We start from the raw sequence: 16,756 nt of genomic DNA on the forward strand, positions 1-16,756 counted from the left end.
CTTACACTGTTTTCCATAATGATAATGCATAAATCCAGTTTGGATCACCATTTCCTTGATAACTCTGGACTGCTTCATATACTTTTCCTTCGTGCAGAACTCTATCTCCCTTTTTATATGCTTTTTTTGCATCCCACGCTTCATATGAAGCGTTTTCAGTTTTTGTAGTAATTGTGAATATATCACTCTGTACGGATTCATTTCCAGCTACATCAACAGCTTTCACTACATATTTATAAGTAGTATTAGCGAGCAGATTTTTATCCAAATAAGAAGTTGTATTGGATGTTGCAATCTTTTTCATTGCCCCTTCTGTTTCTCTATAAATATCATAATGGTCTACACCAATATTATCGTCAGATGGACTCCACATTAAATCCACACTTGACGCTGTCGTTCCCATACTATGTAATCCTTTTGGTTGTGTTGGTGCTTCTGTATCAGGAGTCTCAACTGTCGTTTTTACTGTAAGCGCTGCACTTTCTTTCGATACATTTCCAGCTGCGTCAATTGCTTTTACAGTATAAGAGTATTCTGTACTTGGTTGTAATTTCTTATCAATAAAATGAGTGCCTAGTACTGTATCAATCATCTCTCCGTTACGGAAGATTTGATATCCTTTTACCCCTACATTATCCGTAGAAGCGTTCCATGTTAGTTCTACACTATTCGCTGTTACTTTTTGCGTCTGAAGTCCATTTGGAATACTTGGCGCTTCTATGTCTGGTTTCACATCATTAATAAGATTAACATCAATTACATTATAGAATGCATTTGCTGTATCAGCTACATCCCATACTGCTAAAATCACATGATATCCACTACGATCAGTAGGTACATTGATTTTATGAGTTAAATTATTTGAAGCTGCAGAACCATCATGTTGTACTGTTCCAATTGGTTCAAAATCTGCTCTTGTTAGCGCTTTATTTGGATTCCATCCTTTTTTAGTAATATAGTAATGCCACTTACTCGTTAAGTGAGGCGCAGTATACTTCCAAGTAAATGTATTTTCCCCACCAGTGATTGTATTTTTAAACCAACGATTTGCTGTTTGTTGATCTAAAATACCACCAAATTTTCCGCCTGCTGAAGCAATTTGTCCATCTACTGGACCACCTTGTGGGAACCCTTTTGGAGCTTCTAAACTTTGTGGTTCATACATAACACTTCCACAGTTTACATTTAGCGCACCATAAGTTGGACTACATAAAGCAGATCGGCTACCAGGCTTTTCAACAAAACCGTGCGCATAAGCATTTTGAGGAATAAGTGTCGTACTAATAATTCCAGCTGTTAATGCTACAGCTCCTAAACTTTTTTTGTTCATTTTCATATTTTGTAGTTGTTTTAAAAATCGATTATTCATGTTCATGTCTCCTTCTTGTTATACTTTGTAGTGGAATGTGGGCTTTGATGTAAAAGAATAACAAGAGACAAACTTGTACCGATGTATGTGTTAATTATGCATACACCGCAGTGAAATTATATTTTTCTTGTGAAATATTTCACTTTATGAATATATCATGACATAGAAATTACCTGAGTATGTGCAGAAGTTGTGCAGAAACAGTGAAATTATTACTAACATGTAAAACTAAGTCCTAACATTTTAAAATAAAATTTGAATATATTTATCTATCATCTTTACTTCATAATTGACAATACATTTAACTAGTTAACTTTTATTCTTATACTTATATCTCTCAGTGCCTTAGTTTTAACCATACTAAATATTAAAAATAAGAATTATAAAGTTAAATAAAAAGCATCCTATTTAGATGCTTTTCTAATGTATAATTTCATTTTTTCACTGACCTACAAATATAAAAATTTCATCAACAGCTTCCTTATATCCACCTGATTTTTGGAAAGATTTCTTCAAATTCAAAGCGACTTCTTTAAATGACGGATTATTTAATACCATTTCTACACTTTCACTTAGTTGATCCGCAGTTAATCCTTGCATTTGTAATTTTATTCCTGCTCCAAGACTCTCCACTTGCTTTGCGACTACTGGCTGATCTGCACTTTGCGGTATTACAACGAGCGGAATCCCGTTATACAGTCCTTCATGCGCACTGTTCATCCCGCCGTGTGTAATAAATAGTTTCGTATATGTAAGCAGCTCAGTTTGGGGTACATAGTTTTTCACAATGAAGTTTTTAGGAATTTCGCCTAGATCACTTATTTTTGTTTTACTACCAATAGACATAACAATTGTATGCTCACTATTCTCAAAGGCCTTCATACACAGTTTATAAAAGTCAATCGCTTCATTAAAAACAGTACCTAATGAAATATAAATCGGACTTTTTTCTTCAATTGAAGTAAAATCAACGTCTCTGTTTTTCATTTGTGCAGAGATAGATGGTCCTACAAATTTATATGTTTCATCAAACGTATCACCAAAAGGCTGGAACTCCTTAATTGTATATACAATAGTAAGGGGTGCAGGATTACAGAAAACTTCATACGATGATTTTATTTCAACACCATATTTTTCAGCAATTCCCTTCGTTAAGTTTTGAAAATCATTCTGTATTTTATCATAAATTTCTACTGAGATATTTTTTGATAGATGACCTAACATTTGCTCAAAGGATTTTTCATCCTGCGCAAAAGATGTGCATGAATTTATGGCTGGAAGTTTAAGGATTTGAGCAATTAAATGGCCACAGCCAAACATAGAATCATGAATTATGTAATCAAAATGTTCACCTTCAATTTGTTCTAGAACGCTAGGTATGACAATATCCGCTGTATGTAGAAGGCCATTTATTCTCTCCTGTAAATAATTTCTGCCTCCAGATAGAAACGCTTTTATAAATTTTTGATCATCAATCGTTCGTACAGTAGCACCTGTCTTCTCAATCCGCTCCCTGAAAGCTTCTATTGAAAAATAAACGATCTCTTCACCACGAGAAATCAATTCTTCTACAACTTGTAAAGTTGGATTTATATGTCCTTCTGATCCAGCGTTAATAAATAAAACACGCGCCATAATAAACACTCCTTACGTTAAATCGTTTCTATGTTGGCAAGAGTACGGATTCTCTCCATACTCTTTTCCTAGCTGTTCGTAACATGTTCCTACTAAATTGACCTAGCAAGTCTAAAACCGAGATCATCTATATGAAATGTAGGATGGCTTCGACGACGACAAGTAGCGCCGCATCCTCTCGCTGTTTCAGCCCAACTACCACCACGAAAAATGCGGTATGATCCGTACACTGTTTCATCATACAAATCATAACACCATTCCCAAACGTTCCCTAGCATATCATAAAGCCCCCATGCATTCGGTTCTTTTTGGCCAACTTCATGAATCTCTCCATTTGAATTTTCATTATACCACGCTATATCATGGAGTTTCCCGTATGTATATCCGGTTGTACTTGCTTTACATGCATATTGCCACTCTGCCTCAGATGGTAATCGGTAGCCATTTGAATCTAAATTACATTTCACAATTTGACTATCATCACTAATAGAATAATATTCTTTTAATCCCGCTTTTTTTGAAAGTACATTACAAAACGCAATGGCATCGTTCCATGAAATATTGACAACTGGTTTATGATTTTTATCAAAATTATTTAATGTACTATTTGTAATAGCATCATATAGTTCCATTGTTACAGCATACTTTGCAAGAAAAAATGGTTGAATTTGCACTATCCATTCTTTTTTTATTCGATCATCTCTTAATACTACCTCTCCAACTGGAATATTTACCATTAATGAATCGATTGTTTGAATTAAATCATTAGTCATTTTCTATTCCTCCAAACGTTCATTTTATATGAACTTATAGTCATATACTCATTACAAAATACAATTTTCAAAAAGCGTTAAATTTTTCATAATAAAAAACGATTAGTTTAATTAAACTAATCGGTAAGATCCAAAAAGAATTGTTGTGTCACATTCTATTATTATATGTGCTCTAAAAATTTCCGAACCTCATTTGGAGATTTTAAAACAATAACCTTTTTCTCTTCGGACAATTGCTCTAACCCTTTTAAAATTGTAGGTCGTTTAGTATTAGGATATTCCCATATCCATTTAAAGAATTGCAAATCAAATCTTTCTTCACATCCCGCGCCCATATCTGGTCTTGTTTTATTCCGGTATTTTACAATTCTTTTAAAAGCACGATAAATACAAATTGTTCTATGCATATCAAGGAAGATAATTGTATCAGCTGCATTCAGTCTGATACCCATCGTCCCGCCATAATTCCCATCAATAATCCACTTCTCATCTTTAATTAAGTTATTTTGAACTGCTATTTGTTCTTCTCTCGGAACACCTTCCCAATTCGGTTTCCAAAATAATGCATCAAGATGATGCACCTTAATATTTAATTTATTTCCTAACTGCCTTGCTAATGTGGATTTTCCTGAACCGCCAGAACCAATTAATATTATTTTTTTGATACCTTTACGATACCTTCTATAATTTCTTCAATATCTTCCTTCTTAGCAAAAATCCAGAAGAACATTTCTTCATTTAACTTTAATAAATTTGGTAACTGGACAAAATAAGCAATAAAGATAATTTGAATTGAAAGCATAACATACCAAATAGCTTTTAGTTCTTCTTTCGTTAAATCATTTTGTTTATAATAACCTTCAAAGACTTTGCTAACGATATGTAACCATTTTTCTCTTAATCTTCCATCACTAAATAGCTCGCTTAATACACTTGTACAGCAATAACATAAATCAAATATTTTTACATTATTTTCTAAAATCTCGAAATCTATAAACCCTTCCAGTTTATCATCTTTAAAGATTACATTTGATAGATGCATATCACGATGAATAATTTGTCTCGGTAATGGATGGACCGTTTCCTTGAAAGCTGTGTGCATTCGCTCCATCTTTTGAATTACCTCTCGATGAGCATGCTCGTTCTTTTCTAAAATCGGTATAGCCCATTCAAATACTATCTTATATAAATCTCTTTTTATTAACTCATGGTCACTATTCACCGAATGTAATGCTTTGTGCAGATTAGCTATTTCTTCTCCAATTGTACTTGCTAGCCTTTCCAGCTTATTCGTATCTTTTATTTCTAAAACACTTCCGGCAACATACTCATATAAGCAATAATATTTTTCTTTATATAATACATATTGTTCATCATTTTCTGTCTTTACTACTTTCTGTACTTTAATTCCCTTTTCATACAGTTGCTTCAAAACATCGAATTCAACTAGAAGTTGCTTTATCGATCCCGTTCTCTTTAAAATGTACTCTTTATTCTTGCATAAAACCTTCGCTACTTTTGGTTGCATTACAGTAGCTGTGACATGTTCATTTCGAAACCAAAGCTTTGCAATTTCCATTGCTTGTTCCATTTACAAATACCCCTTTTACAATTCTTATTTCTTCCGAAAAATAACCTCACACAGTATTCCCACTCCAACACCAATTGTATAAGCCACTACATCACTCCACAAAAAAACGTATCCCAACACGAGTCCGCCCAAAGTCGTTGCACGAATGCTATCTATCCATTCCGCATGATACAATTGGCTCGCTTCAATCCCGTAGCAAAACATTAAACTAGTAAAAGCCAACTTCTTCGTCTCTGTTTTAGGAAACAAAAATCCAAAGCCAGTGAAAATCATTAATGCCCATAATGCATCACCTAAATAATCATTTAATAGATGTGGTAGTGCAAAAGCAAACTTTCTTGAGCTAAGACCTAAAATAATAACAACTATAGTAAATAGTGCATATACTACTCTATTTCGTTTCGTATTCATTTTAAAGTCTCCTAATATGTAATGTAAAACTGTAAATAGCTAGTAAAACAAAGTTATTTTACTAGCTATTTATTGATTGCTTTTATGATAAGAAAATGTGGATTCATATTTAAATAATGATATGATTTTTCGCTTACTTCTTTCATTTTTTCAATTGCCTTCGGTTCCACTATCTCTTCTAATACAAAATAATTTGTAGTTTCATTTAGTATGTCTTGTAATGATCTTCTAAAAAACTTGACTTCAATAGTAATATTCGGTTTAACCCAAGTATCTATTAATAACTGTTTTTCAAAATAATTTTCACATGGAAACTTTGTGAAATCCATAAAAGGATGATGAATAGAATAAATAAGTTCTCCACCTGGCTTCAATACACGACGAAATTCTTGAAATACTTGATTCCAATTTTCTATATAATGAAGAGTTAATGAACTTACAATCACATCATACGTATTATCTTCAAATGGCAATGTTTCTTGCAGATCATGACAAAGGAACGTCGCTTCTTCTCCTATATTTTCTTTTGCTGCTTTTACCATTTCAGGACTTACATCAATTGCTGTAACATTTGCTCCTCTTCCTATGAATTGAGAAGTATACCATCCAGCTGCACATCCAGCATCTAATATCTTTTTTCCTTCTAGTTCCTTTGGAATAAGCTCCATCATCGCCGGTCTTTCATAATAACAGTTATATGGATTTGCGAAATCTAGATTTTCTTTATATGTACTCGCTAATTTATCATACGTATCTTTAATCGAATCTTTCATTATACACACTCCTAATACATATTAATCCATTAACTCCTGCTGCTTTTTCTTTGAAAATGATTGTAGTACTAGATCATATGACCAATCAATCATTTTATTAATTTGCTCCTGCTCTATACCCTTATGAATATAAACGGTATTCCAATGTTTTTTATTCATATGATACCCTGGAATAATTGTTTCTGGATAATCTTCTCTTATTCTTAATGCGACTTCTGGATCACACTTCAATGTAATCGCAGCTTTTTCGCCTTCTTCATGATTTACTATCGCAAATATTTTATTATTAAGCCTCATACATGTTGCACTCCAGCCATCTGGAGAATCTTCTGTCGCTTTTCTTTTCGATAAACAGTACGCTCTTGTTGCATTCATTTTAATTGGCACCTCTTATTCTTTCCCTGTTTGATTACGATGCATCACAATTTGCTTCGTTGCTTGAAATTGCTGCTCACCGTAAAACTTTATTAGCTTCTCACCGCAAAATAGACTAACAATATCAATATGAGATATTTCTCGAAGTAATATTGTAAGCATTTTCTCTCCAATACCTTTATTTCTTACACTCTCATGTACGACAACATCTTCAATGTATGCTCGAAAAACACCATCAGAAACGACTCTAGCAAATCCAACTAATTCATTTTCTTCCCATACTCCAATGGCTATACTATTCTTTAACATTTTTTCAATATCGACTTCTTTTCTTTCTGGCCACCAACCGACAGAATCATAAAGCTTCTTTATTTTTTCTGCACAGATTGGTTGTTCTTGTTGCAATTTATACGTGTACATATGCTTTCTCCCATCAACCAGTATACATAATACTATTATAATCTCTTTTCAAAAAAGTGCTGACTATGACCTTTCGGATGATCTTCAACGACACCATACTCCCTGTAACCGTGCTTTTTATAAAATTCTGGCGCTTGAAAACTAAATGAATCTAGCAATATTAATCTGCACTCTTTTTCCTTCGCAATTTCTTCAATTTTATGTAAAAGTTGGCTACCATAACCGTCATGACGAACTGATTTATCAACCCATAAAAAGTCGATATGAAGATGATAAAAATACATCGTACCTGTTACACCACCAAATATTTTTCCTTCTTCATTTTTTACTACGAGGCTTACTTCTTCCATCGGCTGTTTTACTTCATCTGTTAAGATGGACATATTATATTGAATAACTTTATTTTTAATGTATTCTCCTTCAATACGTGTACCGTTCTCTATATGTTTCATATACATTGCTTCCTTTCAACTTAGTAAGCTACATTTTGTTTTTCCCCTTTAAAATACTAATCAAAACGAATCCACCATATGTAACAAAGCATGAAAAGCCAATTATCCCTGGTACAGAGACATAGCCTACCCTTATGTAACTTATAACTGCAAAACAAGCGATAGACAATAAAATAGATGGCCAAAATATAACAGCTATTTTTCTTCGTCCTCGTTTCGATGTACTTTCTTTCTCTTCAGAAACACGTGTGCCAAAAAGCAATACAATACAAATAAGGATCGCTGCAAAGTAAATTGTATCTAATGACAAATTGTGATCATATAGTGCGATTCCAACTTCAAGAACAATAATCGTTAAAATTAAAATAATGATTGTTGAAGTCTTTAAGTTTCTTTTCAATCGCTCACTCCTAGCATGCTTTCACTATATTCTTTGTATATGTACTTTAAAACTGCTGCAAAAGCTTCATCTACCTCTTTATTTTCACGTCGATTCGGTAAATCTTTTCCCCCCATCACATAAAGAAGCGGAAATTCGTTAAACATTCCTATAATACCAATATTTATTGTAGCTGTGAGTAATCCACCTGTCATATGAGCTAAATGATAATATGGGATTTCTTCATACTCTCCTTGCTGTCTTACCATGCCGCTAATAATTGGTTCCCATAATTCTGGTTCTGATTTATAACCTTGAAAGGTTTGTATGAAAAGGGCAAGAACTTCACTTAATTCTCCAACATTTTTCTCATCTCTAGCATTCTCTTGTATATAAATTTTTGAAAAGTACGTTTGTGCGTACATTTTCACAGCATCCCATCCACCACAGTGCATTACAACTGACTGTGCAACGCAACTATCATGACAAGCAATCATTACCTCTACCGCTTGACTAAGTGTTAAAGAAGTTCTTCCTTGTAAATGCGGATATAACTGCGCACTATCTTCATGCGGATTAAATTTAATGTGATGAAGTATATCATTCCAATTATGTTTATTTTCCTTCACCATTTGCGTTACCACAAATCCAATGACTAATTTTGCTGCTGATGCTAACGGAATATTTAATTCATTATTATATGAAGCAACTATCCGATTATCTTTTGTAGAATAAATTGCCATTCCCACATAATTAGATTGTACCTCTTTTATTTTATTTATAACAGTTTCCATTTCCATCCCTCTTTTTATATCGTTATATTAACTTCTAATATTTCAACATTGAATGTAAAAAACCTTTTCATTAGCTATTTAAATAAGAAAAAGGTAGCATGAGTTTTTTCTTGCTACCGAAAAATATTTATTCTTCTATAGGATTTTCAGGACCGTTAAGTTCCAGCTGATAAAAAGCTAAATCTAGCCATTTATTAAACTTATAACCAGCTTTTTTTATTGTTCCTGCATGAACAAATCCATAGTTTTGATGCAAGGCAATACTTTTCTCATTCTCTGCATCAATTCCAGCAATTAAGGTCATATACTCTCTTTCCTTTGCAATTTCGATTAATGTTTTCATTAAAGACGTCCCAATCCCATTTTTTCTATAATCCTTATCAACATACACCGAATGCTCAATTGAATATTTATAAGCAGGCCACGCTCTAAATGGTCCAAATGTCGCAAATCCTACTACTTTATTATCTAATTCGTATACGAAAATGGGATAACCGTCAGCCTTTTTTTGTTCATACCAATCTATTCTATTTTCAAGGGTTACAGGTTTATACGCATATACAGCTGTTGTATAAAGTATCGCATCGTTATAAATATCTAAAATGTATGCTAAATCTCTTTTCGTTGCTTCCCTTATCATTGTTTTCTTCCTTTCATCATGTTCATCTTATTTCACTATCTTTTTAATAGTTTTATTTTATCGAAATTTCCGATTTTTATCTACATACGAATACTAGCTTTTCGGAAACCATCAAATATATTTATTGCAGCAGATAATGTGTAGAAGAAAATTCCTCCCCCAATGAGCCACGTTTTAAATCCCTCTGGGGAAATAGTAAATGCATTTGCCAAATACGTAATAAACCCTGCGTTAAATACATGTGGATTTACTACAATTACAATGAATACTATCGTCCCAGCTATTTGAAGAATAGCATTCCCAATCGCCAATCTTTGAGTCCATTGTCCCTGCACCAATTTATAAAGGGATATACATATTTCAAAAACGATCATAATTATAACGATTGGCCAGTACTGCAATAAAACATCTTGATTAAAAGTTGGCGAAACAAACTTCAGTCCATTTGCCGTACCGTTATATACGCCAACAAGATGATTCGCATAAAAGTAAAGTGTAGCCCAAACTGCTGTCCACATTAAACCTGCAAAAACTTCAAACTTCGAGATTGCTTTTTTCTTTGGGATATACGAGATGTTTTTCAAATCATCTGGTGTCCATTTTTTTAAACTTGTCGTCAACGGCTCGATACCTTTGTCTTTATCTGTTCTTTCTAAAATAACGAACACAAGTGTCAACCAGAAAAATACATGGAGGCCCACTTCAAAAATTTCCCCAATGCCTTTACCTATCAATTGCAAAATAACATTTAATATCGCTTGATCACCACTATAGCCTATAAAATTTTCTGCAACCATTGATATGAGTGCAATGACAGCTGCGATTGGTATAATCATTTTTAACAACGTTGTATATACATCAAAATAACGTGGTCCAATTAAATGCATCGGTCTATCCAAATAACCATTAGCCAATGAAACCGGACTCCCCAATTTTTTGAGAACGCTCTTTACATCCTCCTCACTATAATCTTCAGGTAACATATCCTCTATAGTTGACCTTAGTTCAAGTGTAATATCTTCACTATTTTTTTCAGGTAATCTCTTCGCAACCTCTTGGATATAGAGATCAATTAAATTCATTCTCTTCCTCCTTTAATAAGTTATAAAGTTCTTTCGAATCCTTTATCCATTCTTTTTTTAACTGCAAAAATATTTCTAATCCATAATCACTTAAAACATAATACTTACGAGGTCTACTCTCCGTTTTATCCCAACTACTCGTCACTAATTCCTGTTTTTCTAATCGGCGAAGTAGCGGATATAAAGTACTTTGATCAATTGTAATCCCTGATTGCTCCAATAACTGGACAAGTGAATATCCGTACTGCGGCGTTCTTAATTGACTTAAAACGGCTAACGTTAATGTCCCTCTTCTTAACTCAGTAATTAACGAGTTTAATAAAGTATCCATTTACTCACCTCATTTCCATTACTATATGTCATACAGTATGTGTTTTATACTATGTATCGTACAGTATTAATGTGACAAAAACTATATTTTTTACCGAAAAACGGATAATGAAAAGCACAAATTATATGATTTGTACTTTTTTAGCTAAGTTATATATATAACACTCTAAAAGATAGCAACCTTAACTACTAATTTTGAAGTTGCAGTAATGCTATATTAAGTGACAACTATCGTATACATATGATGTGAACATAACATCTCACTATAGGAAGCTAATAAAACGGAAAATTATCATGGTTGAATGATTCCTGTTTTATTCTTTAGGCACTGTTGATTTCACACCGTTTTCAGCACCTAATCAACGTTATTTCCTTCATAAACTTCATCTTGTTCAAAATCTTTATTTTTGTTTGGTTTATTAGAGAAAAAAAACAATTAAATTAGGTTAATTGTTTTTCAAATGCAAAATCTTTATTTTTTTAAATAATCTATGATATTCGAAAAGACAAACTCTCCAAATGCAAGTGGTATATAAATAAACCATAACTTTAATATTGCCTTTGTTTCTTTGTGATCAGAATCCCCCATTAAAACCAACCCTATCCTTTTTCTTCAAATATTTTCTTTTTAATTCCAATAACAAGGAAATTATACCATTTATTAATGTTATAGTCTATTTTTTCTAAAAATTAAATAAATAAAACCCTTGTATTCCCTTAATATTCAGATAAATATAATAACTTTTTTACGTTTCATCTTCAAAGTCAATAATGAGTCCTGTTAGAACCGCTACATTACCAATCGATTGGATCCCGTGACCAATAAAATCCACCTTAAATTCTTCCCACTTTAATTTATGTAATGATATAATAACACTAAATTTTCAACACGTGCTTAATAGATTGGGGACTTATAATGGATAAACCTCTCACTGCATTACAAACTATTATTATACATATGAATACAACTGAGCATTGGCATGATTTTATTTGTTACTGTCAGCATCGCGAAGCGGGACTTCGAAAATTAGCTTATAAACATTTAGAGACATTTATTACAAATGCAAAGAAATGGGAATCAAAAGATCAAGAGGAGTTTGCCATTTCACTGTTTACTATTTTAGATGCATCAAACGAAAAAGATGAGGTGTTAACTTTCTCACTAAATAGTTTTCTAATTGACATTCTATATAGATGGACAGAAAACACCCCATTTGATTCAAGACCTTTTAGATGGATAGGAATTTATATGGACTCTAGCAATAAAGAAGACGATTTAGAAAAATCCCTTCGAAAAGCGATTGAATTAGGTGGTGATACCGAACAAGAAGCCATGATATACCTAGTTTCTAATTACATCAATACTTTAGATTTTGGTACACATGAATTACCGTCAGGTTATTGCGGGGATTTAGGCGAATGTATAGAAAAACTTCCCTATATGCTGCAATTAATTAATAGAATTCAGAATAAGAACATAAAGGAGCAAAACATTGGGCAAATACAAGAACAACTACACTTAATTCTAGATTGGTTAAAACATACACAAATTCCAGTAGATGCTGTTCGTATATGGGAAAAAGAACAAACTAAGGAATTAGAAAAAAGCATCGTATATCATTTAAACAACAGCTCAAGTCGTTAATTCATCGTGTACAGAGATAATAAAGTTGTTTAAAAAACGCCAGTCATGTTATTCAACAATCGGGCTATATAACGGAATAAATCCTTGTAAAAATTAAAAATATTTGAAATAATCGTCATTAAGTTGAAGTAGAGCGATTGCAGAAAAAGGTGATACGACTTTTTCTTACTTAATAATTGCACGATAGTTAAAAAATTCAACTAATTATATTCCGAAAGGGTGTGTGTAGTATCTTATCAACTAATGTTTTTACTTATAAATCTAAGGATGGAAAAACAATAATAATTAGAGAAGCTAAAGAACGGGATGCAGAAAGAATACTAGATTCTGCTTCAAAAGCTTTAATAAACGCTCCATACATGCTAAGTACGGTTGAGGATGTAAAAAAGGTGCGTATCGATGCTATTCAAAAAACGTTAAAAGCTTATCATGAAAATCCAAATTATGTACAGTTTATTGCTGAAGTTGATGGTAAGTTAGTCGGTACAATAGATTTTAAGAATGGAAACAAAGAAAAAATTAGTCATCAAGGGGCTTTTGCGATGACCATACTACCCGAATATCGAAATTATGGTATTGGAAGAGCTCTTCTAGAAACGTTAATCAATTGGGCTAAAAATAACAGTAAGATTGAAAAAGTTTGTCTTGAGGTAATGGAAGATAATCTAGGTGCAATCCAGTTATATAAGAATCTAGGCTTCTTTGAAGAGGGTAAAAAAGCAAAGGGTGTAAAATTGGATGGTGGCTATCAAGATTTAATATTAATGGCTTTATTCGTTTAAAATTGAACATTAATTTCAATATAAAAAGAGGATCTTCATGGTCATCTCCCTGTTAAGTAGACAGTAATAGAAATCCTCTTTTTATATTTATCCCACATTAGCTTGCAGTAAAATTCCTCACTGATTATAGTTTTACTTTATTTTAATCCTTTAATTAAAGGTGACGCTTCCCCACTATGGAAAATCCATAAGTCATGAAGTGATCTCGTACATCCGACATATAGTAACTTTGCATCATGTTTTGTGTTTTTGTAATGTTCTTCATCCACATCAATTAAAAGCACCGCATCAAATTCTAAACCTTTCGCTAAATAGACAGGTACTACTGATATACCACCTTCATATTTACTTTGGTTTGCTTCAATTACGTTTACCGTTAATCCTGCATTTGTTAATTTCACATATATATCACGGCATTCATCTTCTGTTCTTCCGATTACCGCAATTGTTTTCACATCTGCATTTTGCAAATGTTTTACCGTCTTCACAATTTCAGTAAATTGATTTTCTGCATGAATTACTTTCACATCTTCTCCACTGCGGAAGACTGGTGTTGCGAGTCCTACTGGGATTTCTGCATTTTTAATTATTTCATTTGCAAATTCAATAATTTCTTTTGTAGAACGATAACTTCTTGTCAATTCATAATAACCGGTTTCTTGGAATACTTCCTTAAAAGCATTCCAATCTTCAATTCCTTGGTAATCATAAATCGCTTGCGATAAATCACCTAATATAGTGAAAGAATTACCTAATGTAATTTCTTTTAATACATAAACTTGGAAAGGCGAAAAATCTTGCGCTTCATCAATAACAACGTGATGAAACTTCTGCCCGATTTCGATCCCTGTTATACGATGATGTATGTATATTAAAGCTGGTAAATCTTCTACACACACTTCTTTTTTACGACAACTCTTTTCTGTTTCTTTAACAAGTTCTTCAGGTAATACCTCAAGTATTTCTTTACTTTTTACTATTGAACTATACAGTGAAAGAGCACTCATTTTCGGCCAAAACTTCATATATGCGTTCAGTCTCTTAGTCGCTTCTTTTTTTAGTAATTTTTTCTCGTTTGTTTCCCCGAATTTTTTAAGTTCAATTTCAATCCAGCGCTTCATTCGTCCTACTAATCGTTCTCTTCTTTTCTGTAAAGGATAATGTTTATATTCAATTTGCATCCATTTTTTAACATCTTCTAATGGAATAATCGCTCTATCCCACGCCTCAAAATCTTTTGTCGGAACTAACTCATTTTCAAATTGGATCATTCTCTCTTCAATAAACGTCTTAAATTCCAACGTACCCTTTAATTTACCTAGCATTACCTTCTTTTCATCACGATTAATTGAAAATGCTTCTTTCAATTTTTTTTCTGTCTGCTTTAGTTTCACTGAATCATCTAACGTACGTAATGCCCAATCTGGAAACGTTGTTTGACTAATATTCCCTACACCTAATTCAGGAAGTACACTCGAAATATAGTCTAAAAACAGACTATTCGGTGCAAATACGATCATTCTTTCTGCTTCTAGTTGTTCACGATATTCATAAATTAAAAAAGCAAGGCGATGTAAAGCAATTGTTGTCTTTCCACTCCCTGCAACCCCTTGAATAAGTAATGGTAAATTTCTTTCCGCTCGAATAATATCATTTTGTTCCGATTGAATCGTTGAAACAATATCCTTTAGCTTATTATCTTTATTCTCACCTAATCGATATAGAAGAAAATCATCGGCATGTGATACATCTTCATTTCCTTTTACATATGTATCAACAACACGTTCAAGTTCTCTTTTTCGAATGGAAATGTTTCGTTTTAAATACACATCACCTTCTACTAACCCATCTGGTGATTGATAAAATGCTAATTCTTCTCCACCGGTAAATGAATAAAACATACTTGCGACAGGCGCTCGCCAATCAATAATGATTGGCTTCATCGTGTCCATATCCGAAACCCCTACTTTTCCGATATAAATCGGCATAACTTCTTCTTTTCCATCTTCCTGAAAATCTAACCTTCCAAAGTACGGCTCTTGCACACCAATACGTAAGTTTTGTCTATTAGACTCCCTCATACTTTCAAGAATTTGCTCTTTAAAATCTTCTCCATAATAAACCGGGATTTTTTCAAGCCTATCCAATTGCTCATCCATCGTATGTAAAGTATCCTTCATTTTTTGTAACTCATCTTCAAATATGTTGCTCATTTCGACGATTCCCTCCTGTCCGTTCTAATTTTTCAGTCGAAGTATCATTGTATTAAAAATCCAATCATAAAGTCAATAGTTTCCATTTAAATTTTCCGAAAAAACTTACTTTTCATCTTTCTAATTTAAAAAGAATATGCAACATCTAAATCACACACATACACATATAGTATAGTGATGCATGTAAAAGATACTTCTTTCTATTTGTCTCCTATTTAATTTATCTATTAAAAAACATTGTAAAAATTAAAGACTTTAATCAATGGGCGTTTTACTGCCCATAAATAGTAGGATAAATAAAAGTAAAGGAGGCTCTTCAAATGAATATTTTGAATCTATCTCAAGATTAAATATGCTTCTATCTGGCTGTATCCTTATGGTTTGTTGGTCAATTATGTATGTTGAAATATATAGACTTACAAAATCCGTCTGGCCATGTGTTATCATGCATGCGATCGAGGATGCTGTTCCTACTGTTTTAGTTACAATAACAGGGATTATTACTCTTACAAACAGTAGTGATTTTTGGTTAAATCCTACTAGCGGGGTCACTGCTACTGTTTTATTTCTCGGAATTGGAACCGTACTAAGAACTATAAGAATAAAAAGAGAACGACAATTATTCACACAATAAAAAGCAGATAATGAATTCGTCATTATCTGCTTTCCAATTTTTAAAACTACCTTATTATATTTTTTGATACATAAGCCAGTCACCAGAGTCTATCACTTTCTTTAACATCTTTTTATCCTGAGCGATATACACATATGCCTCAATTTCCCCATCAGCAACATATACTGTTTGCGTGATTCGATCATATAAATCAGTCTCCGCATTGCCTCTATATTCTTCTAGTTCATCTAACTTACACAATATCTCATCATTTACTACATAAACTTCTCCATACACCTGTTCTTCAATCGAATAAGTCATGGCCGGATATCCTTCGTTCGTATCAAATAATTTTCCATATGTCCAAGCTCTGTCTGCGATACATGTTGCACCTAGCATATAATGAGCATTCGTTTGTCCTCTTCTTAACGTGCCATAAACGAAAACATGATACATAAATTCTTATCCCCTTTATATGC

At 32.8% G+C, this 16,756-nt stretch carries 19 protein-coding genes and 2 pseudogenes; 3 read left to right on the top strand and 18 right to left on the bottom strand.

Translation table 11 applies throughout. The annotated features are described in order from the left end of the window. Position 1: 1 nt before the first annotated feature. From DN399_RS13680 to DN399_RS28750, 16 genes and pseudogenes are all read right to left on the bottom strand, one after another. The gene (locus DN399_RS13680) at positions 2–1,369 is read right to left on the bottom strand and encodes a lytic polysaccharide monooxygenase (RefSeq protein WP_001065145.1); all 1,368 of its coding nucleotides are present in this window, start codon (positions 1,367–1,369) and stop codon (positions 2–4) included. 441 nt (positions 1,370–1,810) lie between these two features. Further along, positions 1,811–3,004, bottom strand: a complete 1,194-nt coding sequence (locus DN399_RS13685) for a macrolide family glycosyltransferase (protein ID WP_149149699.1) — start codon at positions 3,002–3,004, stop codon at positions 1,811–1,813. A gap of 92 nt (positions 3,005–3,096) precedes the next feature. Beyond that, positions 3,097–3,777 (bottom strand): formylglycine-generating enzyme family protein, encoded by a 681-nt coding sequence (locus tag DN399_RS13690; protein WP_149149700.1) that lies wholly within the window; start codon positions 3,775–3,777, stop codon positions 3,097–3,099. A gap of 161 nt (positions 3,778–3,938) precedes the next feature. Continuing rightward, the gene (locus DN399_RS13695; RefSeq protein ID WP_016122657.1) at positions 3,939–4,442 is read right to left on the bottom strand and encodes a DNA topology modulation protein; all 504 of its coding nucleotides are present in this window, start codon (positions 4,440–4,442) and stop codon (positions 3,939–3,941) included. Beyond that, positions 4,430–5,368 carry a phosphotransferase enzyme family protein gene (locus tag DN399_RS13700; RefSeq protein WP_149149701.1) on the bottom strand — a complete coding sequence of 313 codons (939 nt, stop codon included), beginning with the start codon at positions 5,366–5,368 and terminating at the stop codon, positions 4,430–4,432. The genes DN399_RS13695 and DN399_RS13700 overlap by 13 nt, the downstream gene beginning before the upstream one ends. A gap of 24 nt (positions 5,369–5,392) precedes the next feature. Continuing rightward, positions 5,393–5,779, bottom strand: a complete 387-nt coding sequence (locus DN399_RS13705; protein ID WP_097797497.1) for a ribosomal maturation YjgA family protein — start codon at positions 5,777–5,779, stop codon at positions 5,393–5,395. A gap of 65 nt (positions 5,780–5,844) precedes the next feature. Next, entirely contained in the window at positions 5,845–6,552 is a 708-nt protein-coding gene (locus tag DN399_RS13710; RefSeq protein ID WP_149149702.1) for a class I SAM-dependent methyltransferase, read from the bottom strand. Between the two features lie 21 nt (positions 6,553–6,573). Continuing rightward, positions 6,574–6,927 (bottom strand): MmcQ/YjbR family DNA-binding protein, encoded by a 354-nt coding sequence (locus tag DN399_RS13715; RefSeq protein WP_000994622.1) that lies wholly within the window; start codon positions 6,925–6,927, stop codon positions 6,574–6,576. 15 nt (positions 6,928–6,942) lie between these two features. Then, positions 6,943–7,347 carry a GNAT family N-acetyltransferase gene (locus tag DN399_RS13720; RefSeq protein WP_017656469.1) on the bottom strand — a complete coding sequence of 135 codons (405 nt, stop codon included), beginning with the start codon at positions 7,345–7,347 and terminating at the stop codon, positions 6,943–6,945. 35 nt (positions 7,348–7,382) lie between these two features. Next, on the bottom strand, positions 7,383–7,799 hold the full coding sequence (locus DN399_RS13725) for a GNAT family N-acetyltransferase (protein ID WP_000680416.1): 417 nt from the start codon (positions 7,797–7,799) through the stop codon (positions 7,383–7,385). A 28-nt stretch (positions 7,800–7,827) separates the two neighbouring features. Next, entirely contained in the window at positions 7,828–8,199 is a 372-nt protein-coding gene (locus DN399_RS13730; RefSeq protein WP_025709477.1) for a hypothetical protein, read from the bottom strand. Continuing rightward, on the bottom strand, positions 8,196–8,972 hold the full coding sequence (locus DN399_RS13735) for a serine hydrolase (protein WP_060852056.1): 777 nt from the start codon (positions 8,970–8,972) through the stop codon (positions 8,196–8,198). Before DN399_RS13735 ends, DN399_RS13730 begins: the two co-directional genes overlap by 4 nt. Before the next feature lie 127 nt (positions 8,973–9,099). After that, positions 9,100–9,612 (bottom strand): GNAT family N-acetyltransferase, encoded by a 513-nt coding sequence (locus tag DN399_RS13740; RefSeq protein ID WP_025709479.1) that lies wholly within the window; start codon positions 9,610–9,612, stop codon positions 9,100–9,102. 80 nt (positions 9,613–9,692) lie between these two features. Beyond that, a complete protein-coding gene (locus DN399_RS13745; protein WP_025709481.1) occupies positions 9,693–10,694 on the bottom strand; it encodes an HAAS signaling domain-containing protein in 1,002 nt (333 codons plus the stop codon). Further along, positions 10,681–11,025: a PadR family transcriptional regulator gene (locus tag DN399_RS13750; RefSeq protein ID WP_000380294.1), complete on the bottom strand. Its 345-nt coding sequence runs from the start codon at positions 11,023–11,025 to the stop codon at positions 10,681–10,683. Before DN399_RS13750 ends, DN399_RS13745 begins: the two co-directional genes overlap by 14 nt. A 748-nt stretch (positions 11,026–11,773) precedes the next feature. Continuing rightward, positions 11,774–11,848, bottom strand: a pseudogene (locus DN399_RS28750) (DUF6944 family repetitive protein); the annotation flags it as partial. Between the two features lie 92 nt (positions 11,849–11,940). Between DN399_RS28750 and DN399_RS13755 the strand changes: the two are divergent. Both DN399_RS13755 and DN399_RS13760 read left to right on the top strand, forming a co-directional pair. Beyond that, positions 11,941–12,669 (top strand): hypothetical protein, encoded by a 729-nt coding sequence (locus DN399_RS13755; RefSeq protein WP_061113069.1) that lies wholly within the window; start codon positions 11,941–11,943, stop codon positions 12,667–12,669. 221 nt (positions 12,670–12,890) lie between these two features. Next, positions 12,891–13,451, top strand: coding sequence for a GNAT family N-acetyltransferase (locus DN399_RS13760; protein ID WP_174402547.1), 561 nt, complete (start codon positions 12,891–12,893; stop codon positions 13,449–13,451). 137 nt (positions 13,452–13,588) lie between these two features. Here DN399_RS13760 and DN399_RS13765 read toward each other — a convergent pair whose 3' ends face one another. Further along, a complete protein-coding gene (locus tag DN399_RS13765) occupies positions 13,589–15,664 on the bottom strand; it encodes a HelD family protein (RefSeq protein ID WP_149149703.1) in 2,076 nt (691 codons plus the stop codon). Positions 15,665–15,983: 319 nt separating this feature from the next. On the opposite strand from DN399_RS13765, the pseudogene DN399_RS13770 reads away from it, so the two are divergent. Continuing rightward, positions 15,984–16,298 (top strand): annotated as a pseudogene (locus DN399_RS13770) (CPBP family intramembrane glutamate endopeptidase); the annotation flags it as partial. Positions 16,299–16,352: 54 nt separating this feature from the next. On the opposite strand, the gene DN399_RS13775 reads toward DN399_RS13770, so the two are convergent. Continuing rightward, positions 16,353–16,733 (bottom strand): gamma-glutamylcyclotransferase family protein, encoded by a 381-nt coding sequence (locus tag DN399_RS13775; protein WP_000274907.1) that lies wholly within the window; start codon positions 16,731–16,733, stop codon positions 16,353–16,355. Positions 16,734–16,756: the final 23 nt, after the last annotated feature.

It is taken from the genome of Bacillus sp. AR4-2 (assembly GCF_008274865.1).
Classification (GTDB): Bacteria; Bacillota; Bacilli; order Bacillales; family Bacillaceae_G; genus Bacillus_A; species Bacillus_A cereus.

Coding starts and splice junctions, on each gene's coding strand:
- DN399_RS13680 (WP_001065145.1), bottom strand. CDS start 1,369: ATGAATAATCGATTTTTAAAACAACTACAAAATATGAAAATGAACAAA.
- DN399_RS13685 (WP_149149699.1), bottom strand. CDS start 3,004: ATGGCGCGTGTTTTATTTATTAACGCTGGATCAGAAGGACATATAAAT.
- DN399_RS13690 (WP_149149700.1), bottom strand. CDS start 3,777: ATGACTAATGATTTAATTCAAACAATCGATTCATTAATGGTAAATATT.
- DN399_RS13700 (WP_149149701.1), bottom strand. CDS start 5,368: ATGGAACAAGCAATGGAAATTGCAAAGCTTTGGTTTCGAAATGAACAT.
- DN399_RS13705 (WP_097797497.1), bottom strand. CDS start 5,779: ATGAATACGAAACGAAATAGAGTAGTATATGCACTATTTACTATAGTT.
- DN399_RS13710 (WP_149149702.1), bottom strand. CDS start 6,552: ATGAAAGATTCGATTAAAGATACGTATGATAAATTAGCGAGTACATAT.
- DN399_RS13715 (WP_000994622.1), bottom strand. CDS start 6,927: ATGAATGCAACAAGAGCGTACTGTTTATCGAAAAGAAAAGCGACAGAA.
- DN399_RS13720 (WP_017656469.1), bottom strand. CDS start 7,347: ATGTACACGTATAAATTGCAACAAGAACAACCAATCTGTGCAGAAAAA.
- DN399_RS13725 (WP_000680416.1), bottom strand. CDS start 7,799: ATGAAACATATAGAGAACGGTACACGTATTGAAGGAGAATACATTAAA.
- DN399_RS13735 (WP_060852056.1), bottom strand. CDS start 8,972: ATGGAAACTGTTATAAATAAAATAAAAGAGGTACAATCTAATTATGTG.
- DN399_RS13740 (WP_025709479.1), bottom strand. CDS start 9,612: ATGATAAGGGAAGCAACGAAAAGAGATTTAGCATACATTTTAGATATT.
- DN399_RS13745 (WP_025709481.1), bottom strand. CDS start 10,694: ATGAATTTAATTGATCTCTATATCCAAGAGGTTGCGAAGAGATTACCT.
- DN399_RS13750 (WP_000380294.1), bottom strand. CDS start 11,025: ATGGATACTTTATTAAACTCGTTAATTACTGAGTTAAGAAGAGGGACA.
- DN399_RS13755 (WP_061113069.1), top strand. CDS start 11,941: ATGGATAAACCTCTCACTGCATTACAAACTATTATTATACATATGAAT.
- DN399_RS13765 (WP_149149703.1), bottom strand. CDS start 15,664: ATGAGCAACATATTTGAAGATGAGTTACAAAAAATGAAGGATACTTTA.
- DN399_RS13775 (WP_000274907.1), bottom strand. CDS start 16,733: ATGTATCATGTTTTCGTTTATGGCACGTTAAGAAGAGGACAAACGAAT.